The sequence below is a fragment of the Pseudomonas gorinensis genome (assembly GCF_042015035.1).
Lineage (GTDB): Bacteria > Pseudomonadota > Gammaproteobacteria > Pseudomonadales > Pseudomonadaceae > Aquipseudomonas > Aquipseudomonas gorinensis.
Window position 1 is genome coordinate 6,516,011 of the sequence record NZ_CP167125.1, and the last position, 26,212, is coordinate 6,542,222.

Here is a 26,212-nt window from a genome sequence, read left to right on the forward strand (position 1 = left end):
CCGGCCATGTGGTCCCTCAGCGCCTGGCGTCGCCGGCGCCTGCTGGCCAAGCACCCGATTGCCGATGACACCTGGCAACGGGTGCGCCACCACCTGACCTTCCTCGACGGCCTCAGCGCCGAACAGGACCAGTGGCTGCGCGAAGCCTGCGTGGTATTCCTCGCCGAGAAACACCTCACCGCCCTGCCCGGCGTCGACCTGCATCAGGAACAACGCCTGCTGCTCGCCGCCCAGGCGCAACTGCCCTTGATGAACCTCGGCGACCTCGACTGGTACCAGGGCTTCCACGAAATCGTGCTGTACCCAGACGACTTCCTCAGCCCGCAACGCCATCGCGACGCCAGCGGCGTCGAGCATGAGTGGGACGGCGAACACAGCGGCGAAGCCTGGCAGCAGGGCCCGGTGATCCTCGCCTGGCCCGGCGTACTGGCCAGCGGCAACTGGGAAGGCTACAACCTGGTCATCCACGAACTGGCGCACAAACTCGACATGCTCAATGGCGATGCCAACGGCCTGCCGCCGCTGCACCACGACATGCGCGTGCAGGAATGGGCCAGCGTGATGCAAAGCGCGTTTGACGACCTCAACCGCCAACTCGATGCCAACCCCGACGCCGAGACGGCCATCGACCCTTACGCCGCCGAAAACCCGGCGGAATTCTTTGCCGTCACCAGCGAATATTTTTTCAGCGCGCCGGATTTACTGACGGAAAGTTATCCACAGGTGTATGCGCAACTGAGCCGCTTTTATCGCCAGGATCCCCTGGCCCGCCTGAACCAACTGCAAGCCAGCGACCCGCGTTATCAGCCACAAGGCGAATGACCGTACGACGTCTGGCGCATGGCATCGGCGTCAGAATATGCCTATAATCGCCGCCACTTTTAGGCCAATCCGGCCATGTTCCATGGCCAACTACGGGGGCAACGCCCAATGAGCTACAGCAAGATTCCGGCTGGCAAAGACCTGCCGAACGACATCTACGTCGCCATCGAAATTCCGGCCAACCACGCGCCGATCAAATACGAAATCGACAAAGACAGCGACTGCCTGTTCGTTGACCGTTTCATGGCCACCCCGATGTTCTACCCGGCCAACTACGGTTTCATCCCCAACACCCTGGCTGACGACGGCGACCCCCTCGACGTGCTGGTTGTAACCCCTTACCCGGTTACCCCAGGTTCGGTCATCCGCGCACGCCCGGTCGGCATCCTGAACATGACTGACGACGGCGGCGGCGATGCCAAAGTGATCGCAGTGCCACACGACAAGCTGTCCCAGCTGTACGTCGACGTGAAGGAATACACCGACCTGCCCCCACTGCTGCTGGAACAGATCAAACACTTCTTCGAGAACTACAAAGACCTCGAAAAAGGCAAATGGGTGAAGATCGACGGTTGGGGCAACGCAGACGCCGCCCGTGCCGAGATCATGAAGTCGGTCGCGGCCTACAAAGGCTGATACCCGCTCCTCATTGCCCCGGCAATTAAAAAAGCCCCGATTATTCGGGGCTTTTTTTGTGGGGAAAATTAAACATCAAGTTCAATGTTTAACTCACAGCGTTCAACTAACCAGCAAGTCCGAAAGATAAAGCCACAACTAAGCAAAATCCTACTCGCGCGATTCAACGCATGGTTTATTTGATCTGTTTTTCCGGCCAGTAAACTCTGCGTTTATGAATACATCAGGTGATCGCTTAAAAGCGCTATTACGGGAAGTTAATCTTTCCGCCTCCGACTTCGCCAAGAACCGCGGCGTCACGCCTCAACACGTGAACAACTGGTTCAAACGCGGCGTCCCCATGGGCCGACTCAACGAGATCGCAGAGCTGCTGTGCGTCTCCAGCCGCTGGCTACACGCCGGCCTGGGCCCCAAACATCCGCCGGCCAACTTCCTGCTGGACGGCCCCACTGCAAGGAAAGCACTCCCCTCCCGCGAAGAGAGCGGCAAATATCTCACAGGCCCAGCCTGCCCCCCGGAAAAAATCGACGTGGAGATCCCCCTCCACCCGTCATTCACCTCCACCGAGCGCATCCGCGTCTCCCTGCACACCCTCGAAACCCTCACCGTCAACCCCGACCGCGCGGTAGGCGCCTATATGGTCGACAACAGCATGATCGACATCATCCAACAAGGCGCCACCCTCGCCATCGACCGCGGCCGCACCCAAATCATCGACGGCGAAATCTACGCCGTCGAACACGACGGCATGCTGCGCATCAAATACCTCTACAACCGCCCGGGCGGCGGCCTGCGCATGCGCAGCCACAACGCCAACGAGCACCCGGACGAACACCTCACCTACGAGGAACGCTTCGAACAAAACTTCCAGGTCGTGGGCTGGGTATTCTGGTGGTCCACCCTCAACAACCGCCGCCCACCGGTGCCACTGGATGAACACCTGCTGGGCTGGGAAGGCTCTAAATCGGATCCGGAGGTGGGCATTTGAAGTGAATGTGGGTATCATGCGCCGCACATTTGGCAGGGGGTGGTCTTAGGCTATCCACCTTGCCTGGCGAAGCGGAGACGTTCCCGCGGATGCCCCTACTATTCAGCCAGACGCAATGTTGGCTGAGCGATTTGAAGGCTGGTGAGGTTTGTCAAAAACAAGCTGAGGCGGTCCCCGAGAAGCCGGCCACAAGCCGGCTTTTTAATGCCCACAAGAATCACAAACCCAAATTGTCCAACAGCTGTTGGACGATTGAATAGCTAACGCGGGCAGATTATCGCCTCATATGCCTCTCAGCAGCATTATCTAGGCTGTATGCCCCCAAGAGCGCGATCCGCCACCATCTTCGCGATCTCCACCCAATGCATCACCGCCGTTTGCGGCGCAGCCAGTGACTCACCGAGCACTTGCGAAGTCGCCACCGCCCACTTCAGCAACTCAGCCACGCGCACCCGAGCATCTTTGGCCCCTTTAAGCTCCAGCCTCAATCCAATATCAAATGCGGCAAAAACCGGCTCGAATCCTTGGTAATCAAACTATTATCCTCCCGCACCCCAATCCCCGCCGCCTGGTCCCCAATCACCCAGGACCCAATCAACGTATAGCTGTCCCCAAACCGCGGTAGCGGTGCGAATTCCTGAAGGATAAACGGCGCGTCCGTGTAGGGGCCGTCTTCTTTCACGATCAGTCCGTCAGCAGTTTGCAGCTCGATGTTGGCCCCTTCCCGCGAGAAGAACGGCTTGCGCACCCAGCCCTTTGGCACGGCTTTACCTGGGTCGGTATCCAGGTGGGCCGCAAGCAAATTGGGGTGGCCTTTGTTGAATTCCCACAGCAGCGGCAAGACGCCTTTGTTGGAGAGGATGGCCTTCCAGGCGGGTTCGAAGAACTGCGTGTCACTCTCGGCGATCGCAGCGCCGAAGGGTTCGTGGAAGATGAATTCCCAGGCGTGCAGTTTGAACAGGTGGGGAATCCAGCGATCTTCAAGGTCAACGAAGCGACCTTCTGCGGTCAGGCCGATGTCTTCGATGTCGATGTGGCGCGATTCGATGCCGACTTTTTCTGCGACCAGGCGCAGGTAGTCGGTGGTGCCTTTGTCTTCGACCGAGTCTTTCATGGAGGCGAAGTAGAACGGCTGGTTGACCTGCAGTTGAGCGAAAGCCTGGTGGAGTTTGGTGTCGATGCTGTTGAACTGGTCGGCATGCTTGGGCAGCAAGCCGCGTTCGATGCATTGCTCCAGCCAGCCCCACTGGAATGCCGCGGCCTCGTAGAGGCTGGTCGGTGTGTCGTAGTTGAGTTCCAGCAGCTTGGCGGGCCCGGTGCCGTTGTAGGAGAAGTCCATGCGTCCATACAGGTGCGGGTGGCCTTCGAGCCATGAGGTTTTGATCATGTCGAAGAAGGGCGCGGGAATGCTCAGGCGTTCGAGCAGTTCTTCGCTCTGGACCACGCGGGCCACGAGGTCCATGCACATGTCATGGATCTCGGTGGTCGGGTCTTCGAGGTCGTTCTCGATTTGCTTGAGCGTGAACTGGTAATACGCGCTCTCGTCCCAGTAGGGTTCGTCGTCGATGGTATGGAACAGAAAGCCAAGGTTTTCAGCCGTCTGTTTCCAGTCATCACGTTCTGCGCAATGGATTTTCTTCATGGCCCGGCTCCTTAACTGCTCGACCCGCCGCCGCCCCAGCCGCTGCGTGCGCTGGCCTTGCTGCCGAAGCCGCCACGGGAGGTGGCCGACGCCACGGAGCTCGACTGGCTGGAAGAGCGCAGCGTGTTGGTGTAATTGCTGCTGCCGTACCTGGCCTGATTCGAGCGGCCAAACGTCGCCCCATTCGAGACCCGCTGATTGAGCGTCGAGGAGCCGTAGTCGCCGCGATCATCGCGATAGCGATACACAGGCTCGGAGCGGTAGCTGTTGCGATTGCTGCTCAGCATGTTGCCGATCAGCAGACCGGTCAGCAGGCTGCTGGTGGAGAAGCCGGAGCCGCCGCTGCTGGCTTGCGAGCCGGGAACCTGGGCCTGGGCAGCGTCTACCTGGGATTGTGTCACCTGGCCTTCGGCGGTCAGTTCGAAACCGCCCAGCTTGGGAATGAACTGGCCATTGGAGTCCAGCTGGCACCAGCCCGCGACAAAGTCGGCATCGCAATCGGCCTGGCTGGCGTATACCGGGGCAATGCGGCGATGCTCGGCCATGGCGGTCATGTAGGCGTCCGAGCAGACGTCCACTGGAAGCTTTTCATCGGCACACTGCTGAACCGACTGGAAGTTGTACTTTTTCTGCAAATCGTAGGTTTTTTCCGTCGGCCCACAACCGGATATCGCCATGGCGACCGACGCTGCCAGCGAAAGCTGGACGTACTTGCTTCGTTTCATCGGGAGCTCCGTGCGCAATCAGTTCTGGGTAGGCGTCATGCACGCGGCATTCAACATGCCCACGCTGATGGCCACGGCGGCCACGTAGATGCCCGCAGCGAGCTCGCCTCTCTTGATGCGCTCGGAAGTGCCTTTGAGCACGAGGCTGGTCAGCAGAAACGCCAACAGTTGGACGACGGCGGCGATCACCGCCCAGACGACGAAGTCGAGGATGCTGATCGAGTAGGCAATCACGTTGCTGGCTGGAATGGCGAAACCGACGATGGCGCCGCCCAGGGCGACTGCCGCGGAAACGTTGCCCGCCCGGATCAGCTCGAACTCCTTGTGCGGGGTAACGCGGGTGTAGATGAACTGGAACAGCGCGAACAGCACCGCCGCCCCCAGAATGTAGGTGACAAAGCCGACGACGGCGGCTTTGTTCAGGGAGATGGAGAGAGCTTCTAGCATGGACTTCTTCCTTTTTTAGAGCGCATTCAAGTCGGTTGTGTACAGCGAAATGCCCAGCGACGTGCTCAGGCTGACGGTGCCTTCAGCGTCTTCTTCGACAGAGAACAACAGAAACTCCCGTCGATCGGTCAGGCCTGTGTCACGGGCATATAGCATCGAGCGGTGCTCGACACTGTAGGAGTCCTCGGGGTTTATCACGTGCTCGCTCATGGCCACCAATTCTGTCTGGCCGTCCTCGCTGCCCCACACGCGCGTGTACTCGACGCCATTGTGGGTGTAGGTCGGCAACCCGATCAGACTCTGCGGCCCCGCCAGCCGACGCAATTCAGCCTCGCTGCTGAGGGTGACGTAACTCAGGTAGTTGAACAGGATCACCGACTCGACCTGCCCGGCGATGTCGCCCGTGGTGTGCACCTGCAACCAGTAGTCTTCGTCGTTCATGTAATAGCGCGACAGCCAGGTCGACTGCCCGAGGTCCACGGTGCCGTTACTCCAGATTTCCTGGGAGCCGGGGATAACCACTGTGGTTTTCCCGTCGAGCAACAACTTCAGGGTCGCATCGAATATCACGCCTTTGCCCGGTGCCAGGCCCAGCGGGCCGCTGGTCGGCAGCGGTTCGGCGGCGGCGCCTTTCGATTGTGTAGTCGCTTGCGGGGCCTCAAGCCCCATCAACTGTTTAAACCATCCCATTGGAAATTTCCTTGAGGCGGGTGGAGGCGATGTAGAAGAGTTCGCCGCCTTCAACGCGCGTAGCGCTGGGCGGGTTGATCGAGGGTTGCTGGGCACCTTTGGCGCGATAGCCGATGAGGGTGGCGTTGTGGCGCTCTTTCATTTGGGTGTACAGATCGCCGAACGTTGCTTCAAACGCCTCGGGCAATCTCATCAGGTATTGGGTGGCGCCCTGCCCCACGCACAGCAACTCATTGATGACCACCGACGAGCCCGGATCCTGGGAGGCGCGCACCAACATTTCGATGGCCATGCTTGACGTGCATTCCAGGCTGGGGGCGTAGGAACTGGCCAGTGCGGCAATTTCACTTTCATTGAAGTGGGCGACGACATGCCCGACCGGACTCAGTTGATTCACCGCCAGCACGGTGGCCAGCGTCAAATCGTCAGACGGGGTTCGCACCAACACACGCTCGGCGCCGGGCACACCGGCACGCAGCAACAACGCTGTGGAGGACAGGCTCTCACCACGGATGAACGCCGCTTTGCCCGGCATCGGGTTTTCTTCGAGGGTGCAATCGCAGATGACGATCAGGTTGTCGTTCGAGGTTTCGTCTTGAAGCAATAACTCGATGACCCGCTCACTGGACGCGCCCTCCCAGCCGATGAGCACGGTATGGCCGACCTTGCCGGTGAAATCGCCTTTGCCCTTCATGCCTTTTCTCCATGCATCGATGACAGTGCTGGTGGTTTTGCCGATGGCTGCCGTCAGCAGCGCAATGCCGCCGAGCATGACCCAGGTCGCTACGAACACGCGCCCCGCCGAGGTCTGTGGCGCAAGATCGCCATAGCCGACGGTCAGCGTGGTGGTGAGATAGAAGTAAACAAACGTGGCGAGAGCTGTGAGGTGCTGCTCGCCCAGGAACACCAGGCCCAGATAAGCCGTGCTCAGGTGAACGCCCAAGGCAACGACCAGGCCTGCCCAGCCGAAACGGTGAAAGAGGGAGGAGGCGTACATGCGCAGCAAAAGAAAAATCGACATTCCGTCCCTGACTCCCTGGGTACTTGATTCCTGATCACGCCATCGCCTCGACGTCTGGATGCTCAAGTGCGTTCAGCCGGCATTAAACCTGCTGCGTGGTTTGGAGAGAAGTACCTTGGCTGCAATAAATCCGGCGAATGCACCAAACAGATGCCCTTCGAAGGAAACACCCTGACGCGGCAGGAAGCCAAGGATCAGGCCGCCATACAGTACCGCTACGACACCGGCCGTTATCAGGTTGCTCCAGCTCCGGTGGAACCAGGCGCGCGATAACAGGTAGGCCCATAACCCGAAGACCCAGCCGCTGGCCCCCACGTGTATGCCCGCAAAACCGAACAACCAGAGCAGTGAACCGCCCAGCAGGATAATGATCGCGCTGACGGTAACGAACCGATTGAGCCCTTCGATGATCACCAGGGTGCCCAGGATCAAAAAGGCAACCAGGTTGGCGCTCAGGTGGGCAAACGACCCGTGCAAAAACGGTGAGGTGAGGATGCCGGGCAGCCCCTGCAGCGTTCTCGGGATCAGGCCGAACGCCATGAGGCTGTAACCGGTCGCCACATTGAGCAGTTGCAGCGCGACCATGAAGAAGGCCAAGCCTGCGATTGTCTTGAAACCCTTCAGGGCATCCATCCTGACCTCGACGTAAAAAAGAAGGGCAGACACTGCCCTCCCTGCGGCGACGCTGCTTACTCCGCCGACTTTTGCTTCAGACGCTCCAGAATCGCATTGGCGCTGCCTTCGTTCGGCGTGATGCCGGCTTCGCGCAGCTTGCGCTCCAAGTCGGTCCCGGTCGATGCATCCGCCAGTTCATCCTGGGCTTGCAGTTCAGCGGCGCGCTGCTGTTGCTTGGCCTGCAAACGATTCAGCGTACCGACGGCGGTTTCCAGCTTGCCGTTGGCACCGCCGCTGGCGATGGAGGCGCTGACCTGGGCCTTCTGTACGCTTTCGCGAGCCTTGGCCATATCCACTTGCTGGCGCAGGCTTTTGATCCGGCTTTCGGCCTTGGTGATGTCCTTGCGCATGCTTTCGGCATAGCCACCGAACTCGGTGGCTTGCTTGTGCTCCACATCCCGCTCGTTGGTCAGGGTCGAGATGGCTTCGGCCACTTCCAGGGCGAGGTCTTCACGATTGGCCTGCAGGGCAGCCACCGCCTTGGACTCCAGGTCCTTGATCTTGGCGTCGTACTCGTTGACGCGATCAGTCGCCAATTTGTGCTTGGCCATGATGCTGACCAGTTCACGCTTGGCGTTGGCCAGCGCGGTGTCGGCGTCGCGAATTTCCTGATCGAGGATGCGCAGGGCCTGTTGGTCGACGATCGATTCGCCGACTTCATTGGCACCGCCACGCAGCGCGGTGAACAATTTGCTCCAGATGGACTGAGTCATTGGATACTCCCGAATACTTAATTGAAGAAACGTTCGAAGGCTTCGCTGGCGCGCTGCACGTTGTCGACCAGGGTTTTCACCTCGGTGACGATGTTTGTCAGGCTGGAGTCGGAACTCAACGCACCGAACATGTTGTAGACAACTTGCCCGTTAGGCATGGACTCGATACCGATCGAGGACAGCGGGAACATTTCCCGGCTGCGCAACACCGCGTCATTGAATTTCGTGACATCGTTGATGGATTCGACATCGACTAGAACGGTGTCAACGATGATCTGCTCGCCCACCACCGCGATGTAAATCGGTAAGCCACCGAAGTCGTTCATTTCCAGCTTGATACTGGACTCGGAGCCTTGGACGAGAGAAAGCGTAATGTCCTTGGACACCACGTCGTCCAGGGCCTGAAGAGCGGTGTAGAGGCGATCGATATTCCAGTTGGTACCTGCGCTCATGTAATTCTCCGACATGAATGAGCCAGCCAGAATCGGCTGGCGAAGCTGTTTCTCCATCTGCTTGAGCAAGCTTCGGTTTTCGGGAAGCACCCAAGTCTCGTGTTTCACGTAGCCGGCGGCCGCCAGGCCTGCACGCATCTGCTTCATGTAAAAGCTCGATGGCTTTTTGGCGGACGGCTTCAAGCGCTCTCCCTGAAGGCTCGTTGAATCGGTATCGGGCCCTTTAGACGGACTCGATGGAGAGCGGCGTTCCATGGTACTGACCTCGCTGTGAAAAACTCACGCGTGAGAAAATCTACAGGCATTTTTTGCCACGCTCAATAGCTCACGCGTGAGATTTTTTGACTTACTTTTCCGACCACTAAAAGGATCAGTCCTACTGACAACTCATGAATTGTCGCTTTTGAGTTGACGGTATTACCCATTCCAGCCGATTTATCCCCCAGCACCCACCCATTAATCTGTGCCCATGTTGAACGCAACGCCCAACCAACCTAAACAAAAAAGGATTCAACCATGAGCACTGCAACCTACAACCGCTTGAACAAAGACGACGCCGTAGTTCTGCTGGTCGACCACCAAACCGGCCTGATCTCCCTGGTGCAGGACTTCTCGCCCAACGAGTTCAAGAACAACGTGCTGGCCCTGGCGGACCTGGCCAAGTTCTTCAACCTGCCGACCATCCTCACCACCAGCTTCGAGCAAGGCCCCAACGGCCCGCTGGTCCCCGAGCTGAAAGAGATGTTCCCGGACGCGCCGTACATCGCTCGCCCAGGCCAGATCAATGCCTGGGACAACGAAGACTTCGTCAAGGCGATCAAGGCTACCGGACGTAAGCAGATCATCATTGCCGGCGTGGTAACGGATGTATGCGTAGCGTTCCCGACCTTGTCGGCACTGGCGGAAGGGTTTGATGTGTTTGTGGTTACCGATGCGTCGGGGACCTTCAACACCACGGTGCAGCAGGCAGCGTGGAGCCGGATGACCCAAGCGGGTGCGCAGATGATGAACTGGTTCTCGGTGGCGTGTGAGCTGCATCGCGACTGGCGCAACGATATCGAAGGCCTGGGGAATTTGTTGTCCCAGCGTATCCCTAACTATCGCAACTTGATGAATGGTTATGCGGCGCTGACGGCCCATCAGAAGTAAGTAAGCCGACGGTTGCGATAAGCCTGCCCTGAAAAGCAGGCTTTCGCTGTTTTGTGCCAGCAGTTGCCCCCCTTGACTCTCCCCTATACAGCACACCCTACCCTGAAAGCCCCACCTTTCAGGTCACGCCCCATGGCTCAACGCATCCTGGTCATCCTTGGCCATCCTTCAACCACCAGCTTCTGTTCGGCCCTGGCAGACACCTACAGCCACTCGGCAAAGATCGCCGGCCATGAGGTGCGCGTCCTACGCCTGGGTGATCTGGTTTTCGACCCGATCCTTCACAACGGCTACAGCGAAATCCAGCCCTTGGAACCCGACCTGCTCAGCGCCCAATCCGACATCCTCTGGGCCACTCATCTGACGTTCGTCTTTCCGATTTGGTGGGGCGGCATCCCGGCGCTGTTAAAGGGCTTTATCGACCGCATTTTCCTACCTGGCTTTGCCTTCAAATACCGTGAGGGCAAGCTGTTTCCTGACAAGCTGCTACACGGCCGCACCGCACACTTGCTAGTGACCCTGGATACGCTGCCGTGGTATTACCGCTGGTTCTATCGCATGCCGGGCGTGCATCAGATGCGCAGCACTACATTGGCGTTTTGCGGGATCAAGCCGCTCAAAACGTTACTGCTGGGAGCGGTGCTGGGTTCTACGCCGGGGCAGCGAGCCAAGTGGCTGACACGAGCCAGCGTACTAGCGGGAAAAGGGAGTTTTCATGTACATCGGCAAAGCCGCGCAATTGTCGGGCACGACCATCAAGGCGATTCGGCACTATGAAGCGATTGGCCTGCTGCCGACGCCGCAGCGCCGGGGCCAATACCGGGTCTATTCAGAGCAGAGCGTTGAGCTGCTGATGTTTATCAAGTGTGCGCAGCAGTTGGGTTTCAAGCTCAAGGAGTTGCAGGAAATTTTGCGCGGTTCCCAAGGCGACGCGTTGCCTTGGGAGCGGGCAGACCGGGCCATCGCCAGCAAGAAACGCGAGTTGGCCGCACAAATCGCCAAGTTACAGAGCGTACAGGCCGGCTTGCTTGAGTTTGAGAGCCAACTGAAAGAGGCGCATGGACACTGTTCGTCAATGAGCAGCATCGCTATTTGAAGTAGCCTTTGAAGGTGAACTGACGCGATTTTTTCGCTGCCCACGTAAGCCCATTCTGATTTTCAAAACCGTTCATCCAGCCGCTTTTCGCTGCGGCAGACTCCGACGCCTTGCCTTCTGCCGAGACGTCACGGATGACCAACGCTTCCCACATTGCCCATATCGAACATGAGCTGGATAGCTTCCATCAGAGCCTGGTGACGTATCGCCAGCAACTGGGGGCCTGGTATTCGCGCGCGCTGGATTCGGTGAGCCACGCCGCTGATTTACCGTCGTTGCTGGGGATGGATCGGGTGTTGCGCGCGGGGAATTCGCAACGTTCCGTGAGCCTTTCCGATACCGACTTCTCCACCGTGGCCCGCTGCCCGGCGGGCGGTGTGTTGCAGATCGAAAGCAAGTTCGAGTCGGTGTATGACGTGCCGATCGGCGATATCCCGGTTGAGGTGATCGGCCTGGATGACGGCAGTTCTACCGTGGTCATGCTCGATGAACAGGGTAAAGGCTCACACCCATGCGTCGCGGGCGCGCGCTACCAGGTACGGGTGCAAGGCGGCGTGTCGGCGCAACAGGTGGACGCGTTGTTTGTGTCCTACGCCGGGCTGACCGCAGACCTGGAGCAATGGCTGCGGTCGCAGTGGGAAGGGTTCAAGCCGCATTGGCAACAGTCGACGGCCAGCGCGATTGGCAGCGGGATATTGGCTGGCAGTTGGGCGGCGATTCGCGAGGTGTGGGACAGCATCCAGCTGGTGCAGGCAATTCTTGAAGACCCGTTGAAGTACGTCGAACAGCTTGGCGCCGAAGCGGCCAAACTGGCGGATTTGGCCGCCAGCGCCCCCAAGGTCATGGAACAGGCGATGTTGCTCGCCAGTGATGAAGCGGCGCTGTTCCTGCTGGTGCGCACGGCGATGATCTGGTTGGACGCATTGCCGCCCAGTGAGATTGCGCAAGTGGCGGCTGGGTTTGTGGTGTCGCTGCTGATCGACCTGGTGATGGGTGCGGTGCTGACCATCGCATTGCCGGCGGCGGCTGTGGCGTATTTGAGCCTGCGGCTGGCCAGGTATGGCGCGCAGATGGTTAAGGCGGCGGTGGGTTTTGTTCAGGGCGTGCTGGCGATTCTGACGAAGTTCATGCAGGCGGTGGATCGCTACAAAGCGGTGGCGGTTCGCGGCGTGGTCGGCGGGCTCAAGCAAGGCACGCTGCAGATGCGCTGGCGGGCGCGGCAGAACACGGTGCTGAAGCAAAAAGAGCACGTGGATGATGCGCCTCTTTCGGGGAAAAACCCTGCGGGGGATGCTGCCGCGTCTTCGGATAAAACCGTAACCAACGGCTGCCCGGTGTCGATGGTTACCGGCGAGGAGCTGCTCACCCTCACCGATGGCACGCTGGACGGGATCTTGCCGTTCGAGTGGACCCGGTTGTACCGCACCAGTGCGGTGGAAGTGGATTGCGGGTTGGGGTTTGGCTGGAGTCATTCGCTGGCGCACAGGCTTTCTGTGGTGGGCGATTCAGTCGTCTGGATTGACCATGAAAACCGCACGACTGAGTTCCCGCTGCCCACCGCGGCTCGCCCCGCGATCACCAACAGCCTGGCTGAAGCGGCGATCTATCTGGGCGCTTCGCCGGATGAACTGGTGCTGGCCCAGGCGGCGCGGTTTTATCACTTTCGCGACGGTGTATTGGTCTCGATCAGTGACGCGTATGACAACCGCCTGCGAATTTTCCGCGACGTATTGGGGCGCATTGAGCGGTTGGATAACGGCGCGGGCCGGTCGCTGTTTTTGCGCTATGAACGGGGCCGCATTGTGGCGGTGGACTACCAGGTTCAGCGCGCCAAGGGGCATGAACCCTACGTCTGGGTGACGGAGCAGCACGTTGTTGCCTACGCCTATGACGACGCTGGACGGCTGGTCTCGGCGACCAATGCCGTCGGCGAAAGCGAGGCGTATCGGTACGACGAGCAGCACGTGATTCTTGAGCGTGGCTTGGCCGGTGGGGCGAGTTTCTTCTGGGCGTGGGAACGGTCTGGCAAGGCGGCGCGATGTGTCCGGCATTGGGCCAGCTTTTCGCAGATGGACACGCGCTATGTGTGGAGTGACGACGGGCGCGTCACGGTGCACAACGCCGATGGCAGTCAGGAAGTGTATGTCCATGACCACCGGGCGCGGCTGGTGCAGCGGATTGATCCGGACGGTGCGCAGCACTTCAAATCCTACGATGACAAAGGTCGGCTGACGGTCGAGCAGGACCCGTTGGGGGCGGTGACGGCGTATCAGTACGATGAAGCCGGGCGCTTGGTCGCGCTGTTTCCGGGGGATGACGAGCCGACGTCCTACGAGCATGACAATAGCTTCGTACGGGTTGTAAGGCGGGGTCTGGCGGTCTGGAAGTACGAGCGCAATGACCAGGGCGATGTCATTCGTAAGACCGATCCCGATGGGCATGTCACCGACTACAGCTACGACCAATACGGACAACTGGTTGGGGTTTGGTACCCGGATCACAGCTGCCAGCGGCTGGTGTGGAATGAGCGCGGGCAACTGCTGGAGCAGACGCTGCCCAATGGCGGTGTGCGGCGCTATCGCTATGACGACTTGGGTCGACAGATTGCCCGCGAGGATGAGCATGGCGCGCTGACCCAGTACCAATGGGATGCCGCCGGGCGCCTGGTCAAGCTAACTCAACCGGACGGCGCTACGCGCGAATACAGCTACAACCCCTACGGAAAAATCACCGCCGAACGCGATGAACTCGGGCGCGTCACCCGCTACGAATACGCCGACGGCTTGCACCTGATCAGCCGCCGTATCAATGCCGATGGCACCCAGGTCCACTACCGCTACGACAACGCCCGGCTACTGCTGACCGAGATCGAAAACGAGGTTGGCGAGACCTACCGGCTCGACTACCACCCCAACGGGCTGATTCAACAGGAAGTCGGGTTTGATGGGCAGCGTAGCGCTTACGCCTATGACCTCAACGGCAACCTGCAGGAAAAGACCGAACACGGCGACGATGGCAGTCAGCTCGTTACTCGTTATGAGCGAGACCACGCCGGTCGCCTCGTACGAAAAACCCTGCCCGACGGCAACCTTGTTGAATATACCTACGACCGCCAAGGCAACCTCCTCAGCGTCGACGACGGTCACTGGGCGCTAGCCTACGAATACGATAGCCAAAACCGTCTCACCGCCGAACACCAAGGCTGGGGCACCTTGCGCTATGGCTACGATGCCTGCGGTCAACTTCAAAACCTGCGCCTGCCCGACAACAACCGCGTGGTGTTCAACCACAGCAAAGGCGGCCACCTCGCCACCGTCGAGTTAAATGGCGCACTGCTGACCTCTCATCTATTCAAGGCCGGCCAAGAACACCAACGCCAACAGGGCCAGCTCCTCAGCCACTACCACTACGACGAACAACACCGCCTGCACGCCCACACCGTCGCGCAACAGGACACCCACCTTTACCAGCGCCACTACGACTACGACAAAACCGGCAACCTCACCCGTTTAGTCGACAGCCGCAAAGGCGAACACCACTACCACTACGACCCCCTCGCCCGCCTCACCCGCGCCGACCATACGCAAGCCCCGCACGAACGCTTCGCCCACGACCCGGCCGGCAACCTGCTCATGCAAGACCGCCCCGGCCCCGACATCGTCGCCGGCAACCGCCTGATGATCCAGGGCGACCGCCACTACGACTACGACGCCTTCGGCAACCTGATCCGCGAACGCCGCGGCAAAGACCATCAACTCGTCACCGAGTATCGCTACGACTGCCAGCATCGGCTGATCGGCATTACCCAGCCCGACGGCCAAACCGCGAGCTATCGCTATGACCCGTTTGGGCGGCGCATCAGCAAGACGGTCGACAACATCACCACGGAGTTTTTCTGGCAAGGCGACAAACTCATCGCCGAGCACCACGCCGAAAAGCATCGCAGCTATCTCTACGAACCGGACAGCTTCCGCCCACTGGCGCTACTGGAAGGCTTCGGTCCAAAAGAAACGAAGCCTTATCACTACCAACTCGACCACCTCGGCACACCCCAGGAGCTCACCGCCCCCGACGGTGAAATCGTCTGGTCCGCCCACTACCGCGCCTACGGCGAAATCACCCGGTTCGACATCGGAACAGTCGACAACCCACTGCGTTTTCAGGGTCAGTACTTTGATCAGGAAAGTGGGCTGCACTACAACCGCCATCGCTACTACAATCCGGATGTTGGTCGTTACCTGACACCGGATCCGGTGAAGTTGGCGGGTGGGATCAATGGGTACCAGTACGTGCCTAACCCTACGGGGTGGGTTGACCCGTTGGGACTGAATACTTGTCCCGGTGGAGACAGATGCAAGCCATCTGTCGATGCCAAAAATCCGAAGATAAATGCTAACTCCAATCCGGGCGAACCTGCCCTGCCATCCGCATCAGGAGAGATGGTCAGGGTTAGACACTACACCAATAGGAAGGGATTGAATGGAATAGAGCAAGATGGAGAAATTTTAGCGCTTGACAACAATAGAGTTTACGTAGAACGAGCAAGAAGTAAGATTCTAAGCGCTGCTGATGTACAAAAGCGCTATCAGGTCGATATAAGCCGGGGTCGAGACTACGTAGAAACTGACGTTCCGAAACACATGCTGAAAGAGAAGAAAAACCCAAGGTACGGCTCGTTAGAGCTGACAATTTGGGGAAATCTAAAATTAATAAATCCTACTTTCGTCAGGAGAAAGTGAAATGTTGGATGCAAACAAAAAAATAACCATCTCTGGAGAAGACGCTCTGGAAGCACTGGCAGAAATCGAATTCATGTTAGTTTCACTGCGCAAAATGGGCACCTACTATATTGATAAACCCTGCGAAGACTATCAGCGAGCCACTACGGACTTTATTGACAACGCTCGAATTACATCGAGGCTCGCCAAAGTAAGAGGACTAATCACTGCAGGATTCGACACAACTTTGGGCGACGACGACATGGATGACTTAGAGCGCTACATGCAAGGCTTGGAATTCTGGAAGCCCACATAACACCAAAGCCTTGGCAGAAAGGGGACAGAACTATTTATAGACTAAAGATCCGACTCGCTGTTTTCGATCAAATAAATCTGCCCCCCAGCCCCCTATCTAGCAATAAAAGTCGTACCACACTCTTACGAAGAAGGGCACGGAACCGGATTTTTACCGGGTGAAAAACATCCAGGAAGCTGATATGAAAAAAATCCCTGTGGCAGATGGAACAATTGAAAAACTGATTTGCAACCGCAATACATTGATAATGGAGTTTACAGACTGGCAGGAAAAACGTTGGAATATAACCTTTAACGACCTAGTTGCCTTTCAAGGCTTAGGCCCTGTCGGCACCGAAATATGCGACATGTACGAAGAGGAAAACACATGGCTTTCGCAAGAAGCCACTAGACTGGAGCCTGGTGAAACTGGAATAACCTACTGCTTTACATCGAGTAATGGCGGAAAAACAATTCTTCTCGTAGTTGCTGGCAGCTATAGCGCACAAGAGATATGACATTGACTGACGCGGAGTAGAAAGGGCGCAATCAAATAATTCCGCCCCCTTTTTCCAAAAACCGTATTACAAATAACTAAAAGGTTCGCAAAAAAAAATGAGCTATTTTGATGACGAGCTAATTGCGGAACTGAGATCCCACAACATTGCCTTTAATATTCTTCCTGCCAATGATCACGCTTCCATTGTTAGAGAGATCAATGAAAACATCCCTTTCTCAGGAAGCAAAATTGCCTGGAGCAAATTAAACAACAGCATGAACTTTGGGGGCGACCTTACGGACTCGCCGACCTCACGACTGGCCAAGGAAATCAAAAAAGTCGCCGACGACACAATAATTATTGTGGGTGATTCGGTTTGTGACGACGCTTACTGCATAAACCTCGAACAACTAGAAGAGGCACTCAGCGTTTTCTCCGAAATACCACAGCACACATATATAGTTCAAAAACAGCTAAACTGGATTGCTTGTATTTCATTTGAGGGCGATATCGACTTTGCACTATTGAAGCCCTCCATACCACAAACTCCCAGACGTTGAGACGTGAACAGTGATAGCCATATAGAGAAACTAGTAGACGCAGAACGAAACTTATCTTCGCAGCACAAACCTTACTCTAGACCGCAGGCGTTCGCGGACAACACCATTGAAAAAACGCTATACAAACAAATGAAACAAAGCTACGCATTAGTGCCACCTTTAGCACTAGAGATATTTGCGCACGAGTGCTTTTAACAAAAACACACCAGCCATAAATTTTATAGATCAGCAAAACAGTTTATGGAGCGGATCAAACTCAACGATCTAGTTGCCTTACAAATGATAGGCGCCGCCGGGCCTAAAATAGGCGACATGTACAATGAATAAGACTCTAGCCCCTCACAAAAAAGTCATAAAGCTTGAAGCTAGTGAAGCGAGAAAGCTACTGCTTTATGGCGAATAATACCGGAGAGGGCATCTTCCAGTGGTTGCTGATAGTTATATCGCCCAGAAGGTAAAATCAAAACCTCACATCGCCATAGCTACAGAAAATAACGACAGCCTGACTAGACCCTGAGCCGAATCCGCAGCACAATCGGTTCACAAAATGAGCCGAATAACCTCTTTATTCGGCTCACGCACCCCAGGCATTCCACCATGGCTCATCCACACTGGATCTGGCAACACGCCGACTGGCCTCATTTCCACTGGCAACCCGGTCGCCTTGCGGCTTTGCTGCGCGAGTGCGGGCACGCCCAAGGCAAGCTTTTGGGCATGCTCGGCTCCGTCAGCCAAGCAGTCAGCGCACAAAATGAACTGGATGCGCTGCTGCAAAATATCCTGACGTCCTCGGCGATTGAGGGCGAGCTGTTGAATGTCGGCTCGGTGCGCTCGTCCCTGGCAAGGCGGATGGGCCTGGAAGCAATGGAAGACGGTCAGGTAAGCCGCCGTAGCGAAGGCCTCGCCGAGTTGATGATGGATGCCACTCAACAATTCACCCAGCCTTTTACCCTCGCCCGCTTATTGAACTGGCATCACTTATTGTTCCCGGCCCCAGAAGCAGGCTATGCCGCCAGAGCGCTCAATATTGGGGCATTGAGGGGGGATGAGCCGATGCAGGTAGTGTCGGGCCGGCTTGATCGGCCGACCGTGCATTTCGAGGCGCCACCACGTCTGGGGCTGGAGCAGGCACTGGCGGATTTTCTGGAGTGGTTCGAAATCAGCCGCGATCAGCCGGAGCTGGACCCTCTGGTACGCGCCGGCGTCGCGCACTTCTGGTTTGTCACACTGCATCCCTTCGATGACGGCAATGGTCGCCTGACGCGCGCCATCACCGATTTGGCACTGGCCCAGGGTGAACACCAGGCCATCCGTTTCTATGCCATGTCAGCCAGCATCCTCGAAGACCGCACCGGCTATTACAACGCGCTGGAATCCAGCCAGAAGGCCTCACTGGATATCACGGACTGGCTGGAGTGGTTCCTTAAAACCCTGTTACGCAGCGTGCAGCAGGCCATGGCGCGGATTGACCGAGTGCTGGAAAAGAGTCGGTTCTGGCAGCAACACCGCGACCTCCCTTTGTCGGCTGAACAGATCAAGGTCCTCAATCGCCTGCTCGACGGTGGTGAGAAGGGCTTCGAACACGGCATCAGCGCTGCGCAGTACCAGGCGGTCGCAAAGGTCTCCAAGGCGACAGCGACGCGACACCTGACCGACCTGCTGGAAAAAAACTGCCTGGTCCGCCTCCCCGGAGGCGGCCGCAGCACGCGATATCAGGTCAATACAGGGGGCGAGTGACACCCCACTCATTTGCCCCCATCCCCCATGTCTGCTAGTGTCGCGCCGGTTTACCGTCTACCGGAATAGCCGCCATGGCCCGCAAAAAAGTTGCACTCGATTTCGAACAATCCCTCGCCGACCTGCAAACCTTGGTCGAGCGTCTGGAGAACGGCGAGTTGTCGCTGGAGGACTCGCTGACGGCGTTTGAGCAAGGCATCGGCCTGACCCGTGACTGCCAGAGCGCGTTGGCGCAGGCGGAGCAGAAGGTCCAGGTGTTGCTGGAGCGCGACGGGGAGTTGGCCGAAGAACCTTTCGATGCGGAACAGCCGGAATGATCGACGCGTATCAGGCCAGCAGCCAAGCCCGGGTGAATGCGGCGCTGGAGCCCTTGTTTGTTGCGCCAAGCCCGGAAATGAAGCGTCTCTATGAAGCCATGCGCTACAGCGTGATGAATGGCGGCAAGCGTGTGCGCCCGTTGCTGGCGTATGCGGCCTGTGAAGCCTTGGGCGCACCGGCCGAAGAGGCGAATGGCGCGGCGTGTGCGGTTGAGTTGATTCACGCGTATTCCCTGGTGCATGACGATTTGCCGGCGATGGACGACGACGATCTGCGTCGTGGCCAACCCACCACCCATAAAGCCTTTGATGAAGCCTATGCGATCCTGGCCGGCGACGGTTTGCAGAGCCTGGCGTTCAGCGCCTTGCTGGACCCGGCGCTGAGCAGCGTCAATGCCGAGATCCGCCTGCGTATGGTGACCGCGTTGGCCCTGGCTGCGGGCCCGGCCGGCATGGTCGGCGGGCAGGCGATCGACATGGGGTCGGTCAGCCTCAAGCTGGATCAGCAAGCCCTCGAACATATGCATCGCCACAAGACCGGCGCATTGATAGAAGCTGCCGTGCACCTCGGTGCCCTGGCCAGTGGCCGGGCCAAAGCGCCGCAGTTGGCGGCCCTGCAAACCTATTCCCGGGCCATCGGCCTGGCGTTCCAGGTACAGGACGACATTCTCGACGTGGAAAGTGACACCGCCACCCTGGGCAAACGCCAGGGTGCGGATATCGCACGGGACAAACCGACTTATCCTGCATTGCTCGGGCTTGAAGCTGCCAAGGCGTATGCCATCGAGCTACGCGACCAGGCCCTGGCCGCCCTGCGACCTTTCGACGCGGCAGCCGAGCCGCTGCGGCACCTGGCGCGGTATATCGTCGAACGTCGGCACTGATAACTGCGGCCATTGCAGCCGCATATCAGCCAAGTTCGGCGCTCTGCGTGGGCAGTTTGCGATGCTTGAGGTAAACTGCCGCCTCTTCTATACCTATAACGATTCGCCTGATGCCCACGACGTTTCAAGAGATTCCCCGCAAACGCCCGTCCACGCCCCTGCTCGACCGTGCTGCCACGCCGGACGGCCTGCGTCGTCTGGGTGAAGCCGAGCTGGAAACCCTGGCCGATGAGTTGCGCCTGGAATTGCTCTACACGGTCGGCCAGACCGGTGGGCATTTCGGTGCAGGCCTGGGCGTCATCGAGCTGACCATCGCGCTGCATTACGTGTTCGACACCCCGGACGACCGGCTGGTGTGGGACGTGGGTCACCAGGCGTATCCGCATAAGATCCTCACGGGCCGCCGCGAGCGCATGAGCACCCTGCGCCAGAAGGACGGCATTGCTGCCTTCCCGCGTCGTTCCGAGAGCGAGTACGACACCTTTGGTGTCGGCCACTCGAGCACCTCCATCAGTGCAGCGCTGGGCATGGCGATTGCCGCCCGCCTGCAAGGCAGCGATCGCAAGGCGATTGCCGTGATTGGTGATGGTGCACTGACCGCCGGCATGGCCTTCGAGGCGCTCAACCACGCGCCGGAAGTGGATGCCAATATGTTGGTGATCCTCAACGACAACGACATGTCGATCTCGCGCAATGTCGGTGGCTTGTCCAATTACCTGGCCAAGATCCTCTCCAGCCGTACCTACGCAAGCATGCGCGAAGGCAGCAAGAAAGTGCTGTCACGCCTGCCCGGCGCGTGGGAAATCGCGCGGCGTACCGAGGAATATGCCAAGGGCATGCTGGTGCCCGGCACGCTGTTCGAGGAACTGGGCTGGAACTACATCGGCCCGATCGACGGCCACGACCTGCCGACCCTGATCGCCACATTGCGCAACATGCGTGACCTCAAGGGCCCGCAATTCCTGCATATCGTTACCAAGAAAGGCAAAGGCTTCGCCCCGGCCGAAGTCGACCCGATTGGCTACCACGCCATCACCAAGCTCGAACCCCTGGACGCCCCCGCCGCAGCACCGAAAAAGGCCAGTGGGCCGAAGTATTCCGGAGTGTTCGGCGAATGGCTGTGCGACATGGCCGCTGCCGACCCGCGCCTGGTAGGGATTACCCCGGCGATGAAGGAAGGCTCCGACCTGGTGGCCTTCAGCGAGCGTTTCCCGCTGCGTTACTTCGACGTCGCGATTGCCGAACAACACGCCGTGACCTTCGCCGCCGGCATGGCCTGTGAAGGCGCCAAGCCGGTGGTGGCGATCTATTCCACCTTCCTGCAACGCGGTTATGACCAGTTGGTGCATGACGTGGCGGTGCAGAACCTCGACGTGCTGTTTGCCATCGACCGTGCTGGCCTGGTCGGCGAAGACGGCCCGACCCATGCCGGCAGTTTCGACCTGTCCTACCTGCGTTGCATCCCCGGCATGCTGGTGATGACGCCGAGCGACGAGAACGAACTGCGCAAGATGCTCAGCACCGGCCACCTGTATAACGGCCCGGCCGCTGTGCGTTACCCGCGAGGCAATGGCCCGAACGCGGTGATCGAGAAAGACCTGGCGCCTATCGAGATCGGCAAAGGGATCCTGCGTCGCCAAGGCAGCAAGGCCGCCTTCCTGGTGTTTGGCGTGCAATTGGCCGAAGCGCTGAAAGTCGCCGAGAAGATCGATGCCACCGTGGTCGACATGCGCTTCGTCAAGCCGCTGGATGAAGCCCTGGTACGCGACATCGCCGCCAGCCATGAATTGCTGGTGACGGTTGAAGAGAACGCCATCATGGGCGGTGCCGGTGCCGCCGTCAGCGAGTTCCTGGCGCGCGAGAATATCCTCAAGTCGGTGTTGCACCTGGGCCTGCCGGATATGTACGTCGAACACGCCAAGCCGGCGCAGATGCTGGCGGAGTGCGGGTTGGACGAAGCAGGAATCGAAGCCTCCGTGCGCGAGCGTATGACCCTGCTGGGGCTGTAGAAACCGGCTCAACATGTGGGAGGGGGCTTGCCCCGATAGCGGCAGTTCAGTCAACTACGATGCTGACTGACAAGACGCCATCGGGGGCAAGCCCCCTCCCACATTTGATTTGCGTCACCTTCAAACGCCATGGACAGCCCCATGAGACATCTTCGCCTCGCCCTCCCCCTGCTGCTTCTGCCCTCCCCTGAATTGCTCGCCGACACCCGCGACGCTGCGCTGAAACTCCCCGATGTGGTCATCAGCGCCAACCGCCAGGTCCAGGCGCGCAACGACAGCAGCGCCGCCAACACCGTCTTCACCCGCGACGACATCGACCGCCTGCAACCCACCAGCCTGACCGACCTGCTCAGCCGCGTCCCCGGTGTGCAAGTTGCGCCCACCGGCGGCCGTGGCAGCCTTCCAGGCATTTACCTGCGTGGCACCAAGTCCGCACAAAGCCTGGTGCTGGTGGACGGCCAGCGCATCGCCAATACCACCTCCGGCGACAGTGGCCTGCAGTACCTGAATGTCGATCAGATCGAGCGGGTGGAAGTGCTGCGCGGTTCGCGCTCGGTGATCTACGGCAGCGACGCGATCGGCGGGGTGATCCAGGTGTTTACCCGGCGCAATGCCGAACAGGGCCTGCAACCACGCTTGAACCTGGGCTTGGGCAGCCACCAGTCCTGGGAGCGCAGCCTCGGATTATCCGGCGGTGATGAACACACACGCTTCAACCTGGGCGCGAGCCTGGATGAAACCGCCGGCATCAATTCGACGCACACGTCATTCCCCAGCGATGGCGATCGGGATGCCTACCGCAACCAGTCCGTCAGCCTGAACCTCAGCCATGCCTTCAGTGAGGCGCTGGAGGTGGGTTTCAATCTCCTGGACAGCCGCGGCAAGTCGGAATACGACAACAGCTTCGGGCGCTACGACGCCGCCACCGGGCAGACCGTCGGCCAGAAACCCTACACCGACTACGCCGTGAGCAGCGCCAGCGGTTATGTCGACGCCGAACTCAATGAGCACTGGCAGTCGCGCCTGGAACTGGGCCATAGCGAGAACCGCGATACCAAGCGCGATACCCTCAGCGAGGATTTCAGCGTGTTCAATACCTACCGCGACTCGGTCAACTGGCAGAACGACCTGACGCTGGATGACCAGAACAGCCTGATCCTCGGCGGCGACTGGTACGAAGACCGCTTCCACGGTTCCACCTCCTTTACCGAAAACAGCCGCTGGAACCGCGCCGCCTTCGTGCAGCACCGCTTCCACGGCCAGGGGTTTTCCACCGAGCTGGGCCTGCGCCGCGACCAGAACCAGCAATTCGGCGCCCAGAACAGTTGGAGCGGCACCCTCACCGTGCCGATCAACCCGGACAATGATGTGCTGCTCAGCTACAGCGAGGGCTTTCGCGCGCCGACCTTTAACGACCTTTATTATCCGGACACCCAGTACAGCAACCCCAACCTGCAGCCAGAGACCTCAAAGAGTTACGAGTTGCAATGGCGCAGCCAGCTCAGCGACCGCACACGCCTGGAAGCCTCGCTGTATCGCACCGACTTGAGCGACGCCATCATTCTCGACCGCACCAGCAAGCCGCAGAACGTCGCCGCAGCGCGTATCAACGGCTTTGAGGGCGCACTCAAACAGGAACTGTTTGGCTGGCAAGGCAACCTGGGCGTCTCGGTCATCGACCCGCGTGACCGCAACACCGGGCACACCCTGGCCCGCCGTGCACGGCGCACCGTGAGCCTGGACCTGGATCGGCAATTCGATCAATTCGGAGTCGGCGCGAGCTGGCAGGCGATCAGCAGCAGCTATGACGATGAAGACAATCGCCATCGCCTGGGCGGCTATGCCTTGTTGGGATTGCGCAGCAGTTGGGCGGTGAGCCGGGAAGTGTCGCTGTCGCTGAAGGTCGATAACCTGCTGGACAAGGCTTACGCGCGGGCGCGCTACAGCTATAACGATCCGGCATTCCTGAACAACCAGGATTATCGGGAAGAAGGTCGGGTGTGGAGGATTGGGGTGAGCTGGACGCCGGCGCTCTGAGCAAACATTCGAGGCCCGACCTCACAGGTTCGGCGCAATCACCTGGCACAACCGCGCCAGCGCCTCCAACATCTGCCCACTCGGCCGCTCCAGGCCTTTATCCGGCACTAACAACAAGCGCCCCTGCGCAACGGCAGCCACCTGCGGCCAGGCCTTCCAAGCCTCCAGCTGCGGCTGGTCACCCGCCAGGATCACCTCAGGATTACGCTGCAACACCGACTCGATGCTGACCTGCGGCGCGGGCAACTTCAGATCGTCGAACACATTGCGCGCGCCGCACACGCTGAGCGCATCGCTGATGATCTGCCCGCCGCCCACGGTGTACAGCGGCCGGTTCCACACTTGGTAAAACACGCGCAACGGTTTGGCACGCTGGTAGCGCTGGCGCAACTGAGCCAAGCGTTGGCGCAACTGGGCGGCCAATTGTCGACCGGTGTCGGCGCGCCCCAACTGCTCGGCAATGGCCTGCACCTGGGTGGTCAACTGTTCAAGGCTATGGGGTTCGGCGACGTACACCGGGATACTCAGGCGTTGCAATTGGTCTCGCTGCGCCGAATTGATGCTGCCGGGCCACAGCAGGATCAGGTCGGGCTTGAGGCTGAGCAGGCGCTCCATATTCAACTGCCCGTACTGCCCCACCGACGGCACTGTCGCCAGCGCGGCTGGCCGATCGCCGCCATCCAGTACGCCCACCAGCAGGTCGGCAGCGCCCAGTTCAACCACGATTTCAGACAGGGATGGGGCCAGGCTGACCACCCGTTCGACCGCCAGGGCTTGGGCGCCGCACGCCAGCAGCAGGAGCGCCAGCCAGTGACGCATCATCCCAACTGACGCGGGATGCGATAGAGGTAAAACAGCACCAGGGTCGACAACGCCAGCAGAAACAGCGGCACCGCTTCCAGGCCGACGAACACCGCCAGCGCGCCAATCCAGGCCGGCACGGCAGCCACCAGCAACGCCGTGCGGCGCCGGGCCGCGAGGGTGATCCAGGCCGCGGGTTCTTCAGGGGTGTCGAGGGCTTTGGCGGTGGCGATCAGCGCGTGTTTATAGCCATGGAAAAAACGCAGGCTGAGAAACATCGAGGCCACACCGGCAATAAAGAACGGCATGGCCAGCACCGGCAGCAGGGATTCAGCGTGGCCAAAGACCAGGTTGATCACGAACAACGGCAGCAGCGCCAGGGCCAGGTACTGCCACCAGTTGAAGGACAGTCGCCGTTTTATCTGGCCTCGGGTCACGCGCGGTCGACCTCGCCCTGATGCTCGTTGCCCATCATGTGGTCGAGCTTGCTGGCCTTGGTGGCCAGGTAGAGTTTGTTGTGCGGGTTGTGCCCGGTGTGCAGCGGCACGCGCTCGGCCACGGTGATGCCCATCTCGGTCAAGGCTTTGACCTTGCGCGGGTTGTTGGTCATCAGGCGCAGGGATTTGACGCCCAGGTGCTCCAGCATCGGCAAGCAGATGCCGTAGTCCCGCTGGTCAGCGGCAAAGCCCAGGCGTTCGTTGGCTTCGACGGTGTCGGCGCCGCCATCCTGCAACTCGTAGGCGCGGATCTTGTTCAGCAGGCCAATGCCACGGCCTTCCTGGCGCAGGTACAGCAGCACGCCCCGGCCTTCACGGGCGATGGCTTGCATCGCGGCCTCCAACTGCGAGCCACAATCGCAGCGCTGGCTGAACAGCGCATCGCCAGTCAGGCACTCGGAGTGCACGCGGCCAAGTACCGGCGCGCCATCGGCGATATCACCCAGGCTGAGCACAACGTGCTCGCGCCCGGTTTCTTCTTCGAGAAAGCCATGCATGGTGAATGTGGCAAAAGGGGTAGGCAGCTTGGAAGCAGCGACGAAAACGACGGGCACCGTGTGCTCCTGATTTCAGATTTCACAGAGGCGGGCATTGTAACAGCACGTTCCTACAGACGCTTAAGCTGAATTATCGCTGATAAAGATCAATCGGTTCGATTGGCCTTCGTATCGGTTCTATGTGCAGGAACGAGGGGCCGCCTGGATCTTGCTCGCGAACCTCGTCAACGCTGACGCGCGCAGCCTGAATAAACGCGCTGTGCTTACGTTTTTCGCGAGCAAGCTCGCTCCTACAGGGCGCCTGGG

At 59.2% G+C, this 26,212-nt stretch carries 26 protein-coding genes; 15 read left to right on the top strand and 11 right to left on the bottom strand.

Features of this window, described 5'->3' with window-relative positions:
• Nucleotides 1–6: 6 nt before the first annotated feature.
• The 3 genes from AB7933_RS29795 (at nt 7) to AB7933_RS29805 (ending at nt 2,446) form a co-directional block, all read left to right on the top strand.
• Nucleotides 7–822, top strand: a complete 816-nt coding sequence (locus tag AB7933_RS29795; RefSeq protein WP_024077599.1) for a zinc-dependent peptidase — start codon at nt 7–9, stop codon at nt 820–822.
• Nucleotides 823–930: 108 nt separating this feature from the next.
• Entirely contained in the window at nt 931–1,458 is a 528-nt protein-coding gene (ppa, locus tag AB7933_RS29800) for an inorganic diphosphatase (RefSeq protein WP_003176323.1), read from the top strand.
• A gap of 214 nt (nt 1,459–1,672) precedes the next feature.
• Entirely contained in the window at nt 1,673–2,446 is a 774-nt protein-coding gene (locus AB7933_RS29805) for a LexA family transcriptional regulator (RefSeq protein ID WP_024077600.1), read from the top strand.
• Between the two features lie 484 nt (nt 2,447–2,930).
• On the opposite strand, the gene AB7933_RS29810 is transcribed toward AB7933_RS29805, so the two are convergent.
• The 8 genes from AB7933_RS29810 to AB7933_RS29845 all read right to left on the bottom strand — a co-directional run bounded on the left by AB7933_RS29810 (nt 2,931) and on the right by AB7933_RS29845 (nt 8,958).
• Nucleotides 2,931–4,088, bottom strand: a complete 1,158-nt coding sequence (locus tag AB7933_RS29810; protein ID WP_024077624.1) for a glutathionylspermidine synthase family protein — start codon at nt 4,086–4,088, stop codon at nt 2,931–2,933.
• 11 nt (nt 4,089–4,099) lie between these two features.
• Nucleotides 4,100–4,813, bottom strand: coding sequence for a DUF1190 domain-containing protein (locus tag AB7933_RS29815; RefSeq protein ID WP_024077625.1), 714 nt, complete (start codon nt 4,811–4,813; stop codon nt 4,100–4,102).
• An 18-nt stretch (nt 4,814–4,831) separates the two neighbouring features.
• On the bottom strand, nt 4,832–5,260 hold the full coding sequence (locus AB7933_RS29820; protein WP_024077626.1) for a DUF350 domain-containing protein: 429 nt from the start codon (nt 5,258–5,260) through the stop codon (nt 4,832–4,834).
• Nucleotides 5,261–5,275: 15 nt separating this feature from the next.
• Nucleotides 5,276–5,950, bottom strand: a complete 675-nt coding sequence (locus AB7933_RS29825) for a DUF2491 family protein (RefSeq protein WP_024077627.1) — start codon at nt 5,948–5,950, stop codon at nt 5,276–5,278.
• The gene (locus tag AB7933_RS29830; protein ID WP_024077628.1) at nt 5,937–6,971 is read right to left on the bottom strand and encodes an ion channel; all 1,035 of its coding nucleotides are present in this window, start codon (nt 6,969–6,971) and stop codon (nt 5,937–5,939) included. The genes AB7933_RS29825 and AB7933_RS29830 overlap by 14 nt, the downstream gene beginning before the upstream one ends.
• A gap of 72 nt (nt 6,972–7,043) precedes the next feature.
• Nucleotides 7,044–7,604: a rhomboid family intramembrane serine protease gene (locus tag AB7933_RS29835; protein ID WP_024077629.1), complete on the bottom strand. Its 561-nt coding sequence runs from the start codon at nt 7,602–7,604 to the stop codon at nt 7,044–7,046.
• A gap of 56 nt (nt 7,605–7,660) precedes the next feature.
• Entirely contained in the window at nt 7,661–8,359 is a 699-nt protein-coding gene (locus AB7933_RS29840; RefSeq protein ID WP_024077630.1) for a PspA/IM30 family protein, read from the bottom strand.
• A gap of 17 nt (nt 8,360–8,376) precedes the next feature.
• Nucleotides 8,377–8,958: a YjfI family protein gene (locus AB7933_RS29845; protein ID WP_081730367.1), complete on the bottom strand. Its 582-nt coding sequence runs from the start codon at nt 8,956–8,958 to the stop codon at nt 8,377–8,379.
• Nucleotides 8,959–9,327: 369 nt separating this feature from the next.
• Here AB7933_RS29845 and ycaC point away from each other — a divergent pair, with 369 nt between their 5' ends.
• The 12 genes from ycaC to AB7933_RS29905 all read left to right on the top strand — a co-directional run bounded on the left by ycaC (nt 9,328) and on the right by AB7933_RS29905 (nt 24,111).
• The gene (gene ycaC, locus AB7933_RS29850; protein WP_024077632.1) at nt 9,328–9,960 is read left to right on the top strand and encodes an isochorismate family cysteine hydrolase YcaC; all 633 of its coding nucleotides are present in this window, start codon (nt 9,328–9,330) and stop codon (nt 9,958–9,960) included.
• A gap of 132 nt (nt 9,961–10,092) precedes the next feature.
• Nucleotides 10,093–10,737 (top strand): NAD(P)H-dependent oxidoreductase, encoded by a 645-nt coding sequence (locus AB7933_RS29855; protein ID WP_024077633.1) that lies wholly within the window; start codon nt 10,093–10,095, stop codon nt 10,735–10,737.
• On the top strand, nt 10,676–11,056 hold the full coding sequence (locus AB7933_RS29860; protein ID WP_024077634.1) for a MerR family transcriptional regulator: 381 nt from the start codon (nt 10,676–10,678) through the stop codon (nt 11,054–11,056). The genes AB7933_RS29855 and AB7933_RS29860 overlap by 62 nt, the downstream gene beginning before the upstream one ends.
• Nucleotides 11,057–11,190: 134 nt before the next feature.
• Complete coding sequence (locus AB7933_RS29865) at nt 11,191–15,795, top strand: RHS repeat-associated core domain-containing protein (protein WP_024077635.1); 4,605 nt, start codon at nt 11,191–11,193, stop codon at nt 15,793–15,795.
• Between the two features lies 1 nt (nt 15,796).
• Entirely contained in the window at nt 15,797–16,090 is a 294-nt protein-coding gene (locus AB7933_RS29870; protein ID WP_024077636.1) for a hypothetical protein, read from the top strand.
• A 181-nt stretch (nt 16,091–16,271) separates the two neighbouring features.
• Nucleotides 16,272–16,586: a hypothetical protein gene (locus AB7933_RS29875; protein WP_024077637.1), complete on the top strand. Its 315-nt coding sequence runs from the start codon at nt 16,272–16,274 to the stop codon at nt 16,584–16,586.
• Between the two features lie 97 nt (nt 16,587–16,683).
• A complete protein-coding gene (locus tag AB7933_RS29880) occupies nt 16,684–17,127 on the top strand; it encodes a hypothetical protein (RefSeq protein WP_024077638.1) in 444 nt (147 codons plus the stop codon).
• Nucleotides 17,128–17,724: 597 nt separating this feature from the next.
• A complete protein-coding gene (locus AB7933_RS29885; protein WP_024077639.1) occupies nt 17,725–18,864 on the top strand; it encodes a Fic family protein in 1,140 nt (379 codons plus the stop codon).
• Between the two features lie 74 nt (nt 18,865–18,938).
• Nucleotides 18,939–19,181, top strand: coding sequence for an exodeoxyribonuclease VII small subunit (locus AB7933_RS29890; protein WP_003176346.1), 243 nt, complete (start codon nt 18,939–18,941; stop codon nt 19,179–19,181).
• A complete protein-coding gene (gene ispA, locus AB7933_RS29895) occupies nt 19,178–20,065 on the top strand; it encodes a (2E,6E)-farnesyl diphosphate synthase (protein WP_024077640.1) in 888 nt (295 codons plus the stop codon). Before AB7933_RS29890 ends, ispA begins: the two co-directional genes overlap by 4 nt.
• 110 nt (nt 20,066–20,175) lie before the next feature.
• Nucleotides 20,176–22,074, top strand: coding sequence for a 1-deoxy-D-xylulose-5-phosphate synthase (gene dxs / locus AB7933_RS29900; protein WP_024077641.1), 1,899 nt, complete (start codon nt 20,176–20,178; stop codon nt 22,072–22,074).
• A gap of 141 nt (nt 22,075–22,215) precedes the next feature.
• Entirely contained in the window at nt 22,216–24,111 is a 1,896-nt protein-coding gene (locus tag AB7933_RS29905) for a TonB-dependent receptor domain-containing protein (RefSeq protein WP_024077642.1), read from the top strand.
• 21 nt (nt 24,112–24,132) lie between these two features.
• Here AB7933_RS29905 and AB7933_RS29910 read toward each other — a convergent pair whose 3' ends face one another.
• From AB7933_RS29910 to ribA, 3 genes are read right to left on the bottom strand one after another with little or no spacing between them, the layout of a single operon-like run.
• Nucleotides 24,133–24,933 carry a cobalamin-binding protein gene (locus AB7933_RS29910; RefSeq protein WP_024077643.1) on the bottom strand — a complete coding sequence of 267 codons (801 nt, stop codon included), beginning with the start codon at nt 24,931–24,933 and terminating at the stop codon, nt 24,133–24,135.
• Nucleotides 24,930–25,349, bottom strand: a complete 420-nt coding sequence (locus tag AB7933_RS29915) for a nuclear FMR1 interacting 1 family protein (RefSeq protein ID WP_024077644.1) — start codon at nt 25,347–25,349, stop codon at nt 24,930–24,932. The genes AB7933_RS29910 and AB7933_RS29915 overlap by 4 nt, the downstream gene beginning before the upstream one ends.
• Nucleotides 25,346–25,963, bottom strand: coding sequence for a GTP cyclohydrolase II (gene ribA / locus AB7933_RS29920; protein ID WP_024077645.1), 618 nt, complete (start codon nt 25,961–25,963; stop codon nt 25,346–25,348). The genes AB7933_RS29915 and ribA overlap by 4 nt, the downstream gene beginning before the upstream one ends.
• Nucleotides 25,964–26,212 lie beyond the last annotated feature (249 nt).